This is a genomic window from Pseudoalteromonas sp. MMG013 (genome assembly GCF_018100885.1).
Taxonomy (GTDB): Bacteria; Pseudomonadota; Gammaproteobacteria; order Enterobacterales; family Alteromonadaceae; genus Pseudoalteromonas; species Pseudoalteromonas aurantia.
Window position 1 is genome coordinate 1 of record NZ_JAGJEE010000055.1, and the last position, 10,742, is coordinate 10,742.

At 43.8% G+C, this 10,742-nt stretch carries 2 protein-coding genes; both read left to right on the forward strand.

The annotated features are described in order from the left end of the window. The coding region (locus tag J8L98_RS24115; RefSeq protein WP_210998600.1) for an Ig-like domain-containing protein at positions 1 to 6,229 on the forward strand (6,229 nt) is incomplete at its 5' end. A 502-nt stretch (positions 6,230 to 6,731) separates the two neighbouring features. Then, positions 6,732 to 10,742 (forward strand): RHS repeat protein (locus J8L98_RS24120; protein WP_210998601.1); only part of this gene is annotated, 4,011 nt, incomplete at its 3' end.

The following is a 10,742-nucleotide window of genomic DNA, read 5'->3' on the forward strand; positions in this document are numbered from 1 at the left end:
TGTATCGGCCAGCCAAGCGGATGCGGCGGGTAACACTTCAACTGCAGCAACCACCTCGATTTCCCTTGATAATGAGGCACCGAGTACGTTAACAATCACCACGCCAATTGAAGGTGATGGCATTGTTAACGCCGGTGAAGATAGTGATGTATTGGTTCAGGGTACTGGTGCAGAGTCGGGTGTTACAGTGACTATTGATATTGGCGGGGTGAGTAAAACGACCACGGCAGACTCAAGCGGTAACTGGACGCTGTCAGGCAATGAGTTAGATATTAGCGCATTAAATAATGGTAGTTTGACGGTTACAGCGACACAGTTAGATAGTGCAGGCAATACGTCAAACTCTTCAACACACACAATTACACTTGATAACATCGCACCCACAGGTCAAACCGCAGCGATAGATCAGAGCTTGATAAATGCGAGTAATGAAGCTGCGTTAAGCTTTACATTAAGTGGGTTAGAAAGTTCGGGATCATTTGTGTATCAAATATCTGATGGCGCAAGTACGGTTTCTAGCAGCTCAGCGACAACAATTACAGGATCAACGGCTCAAGTTACAAACGTTAATGTGTCAAACTTGAATGAAGGAACACTGACACTTTCAGCGACTGTGAGCGACGCAGCGGGCAATGCCGCTAGCAGCGTTACTGCGACCACAACAAAACGTTATAATGTAAAACCGGTTTTATCTGGTACAGCAATTACCTCAGTGAATGAAGATGCAGCTTATAGCTTTACACCGACGTTAACTGATTCAGATAGCGGTGATACACATACTTATGCTATTACAAATAAGCCCACTTGGGCAGCGTTTGATACCAATACAGGCGCGTTAACGGGCACCCCGACTGATGAACATGTAGGCACAACCAATAACGTCGCTATAAAAGTATCAGATGGTACGGAAGATAGCGATCCACTCACGTTTAATATTGAAGTGGTTAATACCAACGATGCGCCGGTAGGACAAGGTTTCGCGTTTAGCTTAAATGAAGGTGCATTGCTAACGAAAGGGGTTGCTGATGGGGTATTAAGCAATGCGACGGACGATGACACCGATAGTGGCGATACTCTATCGGCCGTGAAGGTAACAGATCCGCAATATGGGTCGCTTACATTTAATAGTGATGGCAGCTTTAGTTATCAGCATAACGGCAGCGAAAACCACAGTGACAGCTTTACCTATAAAGTAAGAGATGCCTCGAATGCGGAATCTACTACTCAGACCGTGACTTTAACTATGACCGCTGTTGAAGATGCACCAGAGGCAGTGGCTGATGCTTCTTCAACCAATGAAGATACTCCAATCACTTTCAGTGTTGTTGCCAATGATACCGATGCGGAAAATAATATGGTTGTGGCGTCAGCTACAATTGTAGACACTCCAACTAAAGGTACAGTGACAATTGCAAATGGGGTGGTAACGTATACACCGACTAGTAACGAAAATGGGGCTGACTCATTTACGTATAATGTTAAAGATAGCACCGGGCTTGTGTCTGCTAAAGCCACTGTATCTATGACCATAAACGCGGTTAATGATGCACCTGTTGCCGCAAACTTTAATGAAACAGTGAATGAAGATATTGCAACTAATGCCTTAACTGTAAGATCTAATGCTTCAGATGTCGAAGATACCAACCCCTCAGGTGCGATTAGCATCGTGTCGCAGCCGACAAAAGGCACGGTTAGCTTAGACCAAACTAATGGCACTATGGTGTATACGCCAAATGCCAATGAAAATGGCACTGATACGTATACTTATACTGTTGCCGATTCGGCTGGGTTGGCATCAAATACCGCCACAGTAACGGTTAATATCGGCTCAGTAAATGACAGGCCGGTTGCTGGTGATGACACAGTGACAACCAATGAGGATACGTCGACCACACTTGCAATATTGAATAATGATTCAGATGTGGAAGATCAAGCCTTTAACGGCGCTAATATCACCCTTGAGGACCAAGGCCAAGGTGTTGGAAATTATTCACTAGCAACGGTGACAGTGAACACCAATGGCACTCTGAACATCGCGCCCAAAGCAGATCAAAATGGACAATTAACGTTTACGTATACATTGACAGATAGTGATAATCTCGCATCGGCAGCAGCAACAGTGACTGTGAACATCAGTGCTGTTAATGATGCTCCAGTCGCAGTAGATAATACCGCGCAATTGTTAGAAGATGGGCAGTTTGAGGTTAACGTATTAGGTAATGATACCGATGTTGATAGTACACTTAACGCAAGTTCTGTTGCCATTGTTACTCAACCCATAAATGGTCAGGTATCAATAGGCTCATCGGGTGCAATCACGTATACCGCGAATGCAAATTTCTTCGGTGAAGACACATTTACGTATACGGTCGATGACCAAGAAGGCCTCACATCTAATGCTGCAACGGTTACTATGACGGTTTCTAGTGTTAATGATGCACCGGTTATATCTGGCTCACCGGCCTTAAATACAAACGAAGATGCGTTATTTACGTTTACACCGACGGCAAGAGATGACGACCAAGACAACTTGAGCTTCTCAATAACGAATCAACCATTATGGGCAACCTTCGATTCGACAACAGGCACACTCAGTGGTACGCCAACAAATAGTGATGTTGGCAGTTACGTGGGTATTGTTATTAGTGTGAGTGACAGTCAACTTAGTGATGCATTACCTGAGTTTACTTTAACTGTAAACAACGTTAATGATGCGCCTGTTATAGCAGGGAGCCCAGCACTCAGTGTTTTACAAGATGAGAGTTACACATTTACGCCTCAGGCGAGTGATGAAGACTCTACATCGTTAACGTTTACAATAACGGGCTTGCCCAATTGGGCAAGTTTTGATGAAGCAACAGGGAGTCTAACTGGTACACCTAGCAGAGACAATGTTGGTGTGTACTCAGGCATTCAAATTTCGGTTTCTGATGGGCAATTAAGTGCCTCTCTTGAGCGTTTTGACTTAGTTGTAGAGGCAGTGAACGCGGCACCTACATCAAGTAACATTCAGGCGACGGTAACGGAAGATGCAAATACCAGTTTTAGCGCTGTCGTGGAAGACATAGATAACGATCAGCTTACAATAAACATCAATACTCAACCGCAAAATGGTACTTTATCCGTTCAGGGTGATGTGTTTACTTATCAACCCTTTACGAACTTCTTTGGGGTCGATAGTTTCACTTATAGTGCCTCTGATGGTGAATTAACGTCGAATATTTCGACGGTGTTTGTGACGGTGAACGCGGTAAATGACGCGCCCATCGCACAAAATGACGTATTTGCATTTAATACAAATTCAAGCAATACGTATTCGTTAAATGTATTAGAAAACGATACAGATATTGAGAACCAAGTATTAACCATTATTGGTGCGAGTGCATCACTTGGTACCGCAACGATTGTTAACAACCAAATTGAATACGTTGGTTCAGACAATACGCAAGGGACCGTGATTGTTAAATATTTAATTGAAGACTCACAGGGAGCGCGCAGCGGTGCAACAGCAACAGTCACGTTTAGCGCAAGTCAATCAACGGCTATTCCAACGATAACTGCACCGGTTGATGTAAGTGTTGATGCCACAGGGCTATTCACTAAAGTGGATCTAGGGACCGCCATAGCCACAGACAACCAGGGTAATTCATTACCAGTATCCTTGGTTGGAGGACAGCCTGTATTTGTGCCGGGTAATCATATTGCTTACTGGCAAACAACTGATCAGCAAGGTCAGCAAGCTGTAGCGACACAAACAGTATCGGTTCGTCCGCTTATATCGTTACAAAAAGACAGCCAGGTGGTAGAAGAGCAAACACATACCATTGATGTTTATTTGAACGGCCCAGCTGTTCAATACCCATTAACGGTGCCTTATACGGTATCAGGTACAGCTGATGGCAATGACCATGATTTAACCGCGGGTGAGTTTGTCATTGAATCGGGTGTTCAAGGGCAAATATCGTTCACTATATTTGCAGATAACATTGCCGAAAGCAACGAGACCATTATCGTAAGTTTGAGCGACGCGCTGAATGTTGGTGCTAAATCAACGTCAACGGTGACCATCGTAGAGCAAAATGTTGCACCAACTATTTCAACGACTGTTGCGCAAGCAGGTGAGAAACGACTTACTCTGACGTCAAATCAGGATTTAGTAACGGTTACAGCCAGCACATTTGATGCAAACTTATCGGATGTTGTCACGACAACATGGGCAGGTGATACGGTGTTGGTTAACCAAAGTAATCAAGCTGAACAGTTCGAGTTTTCACCGCAAGGCATTGCATCAGGAGTATATAAGTTATCAGTTATTGCGGCCGATAATGCGGTACCAAGTTTATCCACGCAACAAGATATCTACCTTGAAATAGTGCCAGAGTTACAAGCGTTAGGGAGTAACGATACGGATGGTGACCTCATACCAGACGACCAAGAAGGACATAATGACTCAGATGGTGATGGGATACCTGATTTTCAAGATGCCATTAGTGATTGTAATGTAATGCAAGAGCAGGCCGCAGAGTCACAGCAGTTCTTAATAGAAGGCGATCCTGGGGTATGTTTACGCAAAGGCGCAACAGTACCTCAAAACACCACGGGCGGTGTTCAGTTATTGGTAACTGAATTACCTGAAGACCAAGATGCAAATAATATTGGTGGCTTGTTTGGCTTTATTGCTAATGGTCTACCTCAAGCGGGTGATACGTATAGTTTAGTAATACCACAAAGGAATCCAGTGCCAGAAAATGGGGTATATCGTAAACTCCGTAATGATCAGTGGGTAAACTTTGATGAATCAGGCGACAACAACATATTGTCAACACAAGGAGAGCCGGGTTACTGCCCACCACCGAGAAGCAGTGAGTGGCAAAGTGGCTTGGTAGCAGGTGCATGGTGTGTGCAGTTACAAATTGTTGATGGTGGTCCGAATGATGATGATGGCATCGCCAACCGTAGTGTTATTGATCCAGGTGGGATTGCAGTGCCTGTTAGCTCGAATCAGTTACCGGTTGCCAATAGTGATGAGGTGACCATTTCAGCAGGACAAGAGGTCATTATTGATGTACTTGCTAATGACAGTGATGCCGATGGTGACGTATTGTCAATAACAGGTGCAACGGTAGACTTTGGTCAAGTAGCGATTGTGAATGAAAAGCTAGTCTATCAACCACCGGTGAACTTTCTTGGAAAGGCCACGATTCAGTACAGCATAAAAGATGGTAAAGGGGGGACATCTAACAGTACAGCAACGGTTAATTTAACTGTAAATTCAGCCCCTGTTGCACAAGCTGATACAGCTAACGTGGTTGGCTCTGGTAATGTTGTTATTGACGTATTAGCAAATGATTCTGATGCTGATGGTGATGTGTTATCTGTTATATCGGCAAGCGCGGAAACAGGTACTGCGGTTGTTAATATTGATAATACCCTTACTTATACGCCTAAATTGGGCTTTGAAGGCATAGACACCATTACCTATCAATTGAAAGACTCGAAAGGCGCGGTGTCTCAAGGGGTCGTAAAAGTCACAGTGACTGCATTAAAAGCAGTTTCTATAGAAAATAAATCATCAGGAAGTTTAGGAGGAATAATTGTGTTAATGATTTCGGCACTTGTGATCCGCAGAAGGAAACTAGGGCTACCGAGTTTCGCTTTCGTATCGGCGACATGTTTAATGAGTGTTCCAGCTATGGCTAATACTTGGTCTGTTCAAGGTACGGCTGGTAAAGCAAGTGCTAATTTTGCCTATGATTCGTCATTAGCTGCTTCGAATATTGATGACAGCAGCAATAGTTGGTCAGCGGGTATTTATTATGAATTACTTCCACAATTTACAATTGGCATTCGGTATATCGATTTAGGGCAAGGTCGTGTAACATTCAATGGTAATGTTATTGCGCCAGATGATGCACAGTCGCAAGTGAATCGAATAGCGCCCATTTTACCAGAAGGTTTTGCGATGCAACTGGGTTACGATGTGTTTAATGTCAACTCATTTGAAGGCAAGCTTTTCTTAGGGGCGTTTGATTGGAAGTATCATTTGGATAGCACCAGAGATGGGCGTTTTCACACCCGATATGAAGATCAACAAACAGATCTTTACTATGGTGTTGGTGTTGCATATCACCTGTCAGACTCTGTTAACTTAGATGCGCAATATACACGTTACCCTTTGTCTGAAAACGACATTAACGAGTTATCGCTCGGTGTGACTTACCACTTCTAAAAATAGTAAAATAAAGCCCCTTTTGGGGCTTTATTTTATACCATTCAGTGTTTTCTCTTTTTGTGTTCATCACTTGTAACTATCGTGTCGATATATCGACGTATACGATTTAGCTTTACTCCATACTAATCAGAACGATAAGCGCAGGGTGAACTGCTCTCATAGGCAATGAGTCATAAAGCTTGAACGGGGTGCCTAAAAGCGTGTGTAAGACGTCAGCTTTTACCAAGTACTTTATTGAGTGTCTAGCAAAACCACATCTAGTAAAATCACAGTGTAAGCAGCCAATTGATGTAGTGTGATAATAGCCAATTAGCTAAGCATGCCAAACACAGTATGGCTAGAATGAACTTGGTGTTATTTACATTCTGCACAATATAAAATCAAGCTACTTCAATTAGTTAAAAAATAATTAAACTTTTTCCTAAACTTTTTCTGAAAATACTGGATAAGGTATTTATATAAAAATTAACAATAATGTTTTTGAAGGAAGTTTTTAAGTATGGGTGCAGTGATCTCAGGTAATGGACTCGGGTTATTTAACAGTTCAGCAACGATGTTGGGTGGTCAGGTTGATTCAGGTAAAGCCGCATTAGGGCAGGCGTCAGAGCAAGTTTTTGTCAATGCGGCAACGGGTAACTTGGTTATTCAAGGCAAAGATGAACAGGTTAAAGGACTGGGTCTGGGACTTGGGATAGTACGTACTTATAACAGTGAAGGGCATTTTGATGGCGACAACAATGACCAGTGGCGACTGGGCTTTTTAAAGCGCATAGAGCTAGAAGGCAGTAAAAATACCTCAGGGAGTGTGGTGACTCGCACAACTGCAGATGGTTACGCACAGAAATTTGTCTATGATAGCGCACGTAAAGAGTATGTGAGTAAAGCAGGCAGCGGCGCAGATGACACCTTAACATTTAATGCAGACGGCAGTGCGACACTTAAAATCGACGGCACTAATACCAAAGAGCACTATGACGCAGCGGGGCGTTTAACTGCCATGCAGGGGCCGCAAGGTCACCAAACCACCATTGAGTATACCGGTGAGCGTGCGAGTAGTATTTTAACTAAAACGTCGACGGGCACAGAAAAAACCGCGTTGATTTACAATGCACAAGGGCTGATAGCGCAGTTAGAAACCCAATCGGGTAGCACTCAAGCAGGAAAAAACGGTGCTAATACGCGTGTTTACTACGGCTATGATGCGAATAAGCGTTTATCGTCAGTGAAAGTTGATTTAACTCCAGCCGATAATAGTATTGCCGATGGTAAAGTATATGAAACGCGCTATACCTACGATGGCAACAGCAACCGCGTACAAAGTGTATCGCAATCAGATGGCACAGTATTAACAATCGGCTATGAAGCACACAATGGCGACCATCGAGTAAAAAGCCTCACTGATGGAGAGGGCAATCAAACCCTATATAACTATGTGAGTGCCACACATACTCGCGTGACCATAGGCGGGGCGCAGGTTGATTACCATTTTGATGCTGACAAGCGCTTAACCTCAGTGGAGCGAGTTGACAATCACCAAATCGTTAAACAAGAGTATGGCTATAACACGGCGGGTCGATTACACAGTGTGACCAATGGATTGGGCCATCAAACGCAGTACGGGTATGACAGTGAAGGTAATTTAACATTAGAAGTTGATGCTGACGGCGTCACGATAACACGAGCCTATAACAGCAATAACCAGCTGATCAAAGAGCAAATAGGCACAGAGAGCACGGTGTATGTGTACGATACACAACAGCGCTTACGTTTTAAGTTAGATGCAGAGAACCGCCTAGTTGAATACCGTTATAACATATTAGGTCAGCGAGTGAGTCAGCATCAATACACCGATGCAACGTATAGCAGCAGTGAGCACAGTGTTGCCGCGTTAGAAGGGTTTGCAGCATCTCAAAAAGCCCATCAACAGCGCAGTGATTATGGCTATGACTTTAGAGGTCAGCTCAATAGCGTGAGTCGTTATAGTAGTGTGACCAGTCAAGGTGTGGGCAGCGGGGAAGTGAGTACCACGCACTATGTGTATGACGCACAGGGCAGGTTACTACAAGAAACCACCCCAGAGGCAAATAGTACTCACTTTAGCTATGACGGTTTGGGGCGTGTACTGACAAAAACCACGGCTAATCAAGCGGTGACGGCGTATACCTATGACGATGCGAACCAACGTATAGGCACCCGATTTGCCAGTGGTTTGTGGCATACAGAAGTGTTTGATAAAGCGGGTATGGTGACTTGGAAAGCACAAGGCACCGGGCTTGGTAATAACAGCTATGGCACAGAGCGACTTTATCGCGATGAACAAGGTCGAGTGATAGCCAAAACAGATAAGCAGGGTACACGCAGCTATGTGTTGTATGACCATGCAGGACAAATAGCAGCCACGGTCAATAACCGAGGCCAAGTGACCCGTCATCACTATGACAATGCAGGCCAAAAAGTACAAACGGTTGAATATGCCCAGCTGGTGTCAACAGCGCAGTGGTTAAGTGCAACAGGTACCCTTACTCAGAGTCTAGCGCAATTAGATACACAATTGGCAGGCATGGCAAACCATGTTGATAATCGCACCAGTTATACTATTTATACCGCGGCGGGAAGGCCGACACTAGATATCGATGCGCAAGGGTATGCTAAAGAATATATATACAATGAGAAAGGTGAGCTTGTACAGGCAAAACAGCACACGAGCCCGTTGAGTGAAAATGCTTTTTTAAGGGGGCAATTGGCTCAGGCATTTACACCTAATATCCATGATTATTTTTCTATACAAAGTGATGGTCCTCACACGCGTGAAGAAGCGGGGCAATTTGTATTTGAACGCAGCAATATAGCGAAGACCGAATACCCTTATGTAATGACGAATACGGGATTTTCTCTAGCAGAAAGAAAAACCATTATTACGGAATTAGAGGTTGGGGCACAAGCGTCGGGCTCTTATCTATTGGCAGGGTTAGATAACACGCAAACATCAGGCAGTAAGAAACGCTTTCGATACAGTGTGCGATTGACAGATGGAAATGTACAAGTCAGTTATTATAAGAATTCTAAATTAGTTACCAACACAACGGTGGCTACATATCAGGCGGGCCAGACTTGGGTGGCGCGCTGGGATACATCTGATTCAGGGATCAAGTTATCACTGTATAACAAAGCATCAGGTGTGGAAAGTGCAATTATACACGTTTTAAATGAGTCAGATTTGGCGGGTGCATCGAGCATTGAGACGCTGCATTTTAAGGTGTTAGGTAACCCAAAAAGTGGTGCCAATGGCAGCATCATTAAATTAAAAATGCGACAACTGGGTGATGTTAAAGTTGTTGATATGCCTATGGCGAATGTCAATTCAAGCCTCGCTGAACTTGACTTTAAGCAAGGTGATGGGTTCGTCTCTACGAGCAATGGCGATGTTGTATTCAAACATAGAGGTACAACTGAGTCTAGTTGGCCGGAAATGACTTCAAAAGAAGCATTTTTACTGGCTGACGGGCGTTCATTTCAAACGGCAATTACGGTTGCGGGTAATACCGCTAGCAGCTATCTATTGGCAGGACTTGATAACCTTGAAAGTTCAGGCAGTGGTAATCGTTTTCGCTATAGTTTACGTTTAAAGAATGGGCAGTTGACGGCCAGTTATTACAATCACAGCAAAGAGGTAAGCAGTCAGTCCCTAGGAAGTTATAGTGCAGGTGATAAGCTTATTGTGCGCTGGGATATGCATAAAGAAGGGGCGACGCTGACAGTTTATAATGCAGAGCAAGGAATACATACTGCTAAAACGCACTCAATTAATGTCACAGATGATAATTGGCATGGTGATGTTTATTTTAAAGCGTTAGGGCCAGCACCGAGTGTAACAGATGGTCAATTTACGATTGCGAGCATGCATAAGTCAGCGGCGTTTAAGGTAACAAATGAGACAAATGTTGCAGTAGAAAATGACCAAATTACATTCAAGCACAACCCAACGAGCAGTGGCCCTTGGCCAACTTATGAGAGTTTGCAGCCATTTTCTTTATCGGATAATAAAGTTGTAGAGACGACTTTTACGATAGGTAGTCAAGCAAGTGATAGTTACTTATTGGCGACATTAGATAACACACTAAGTAATAGATTCCGCTACAGTTTAAGGCTCAGTGATGGAGCGTTAGAAGCAAAATATACGGCAGCAGGCAGTGACAAGCAGAAAATCGCAGTGAACGATTTTATTGGCCGCTATAGTGCAAATGATGTATTGGTTGCTCGCTGGACGACGGATAAAGGTGGTATTACCTTACAAGTTTATAAGCAAGATGAAGGGCCTGCAAAAGCGTGGACACATCGCATTGCAGTCACTGATGCGCAATGGGATGGAGATGTTTATTTCAAAGCGTTAGGTAATCCAAAAAAAGGGGCGGATGGCAGTGTTATCAGCATGCAAAAAGCAACCATATCTGATGCAGCCAGAAATACTTATATTCAATATACCGCAGCAGGGAAAATTGAATACAAAACT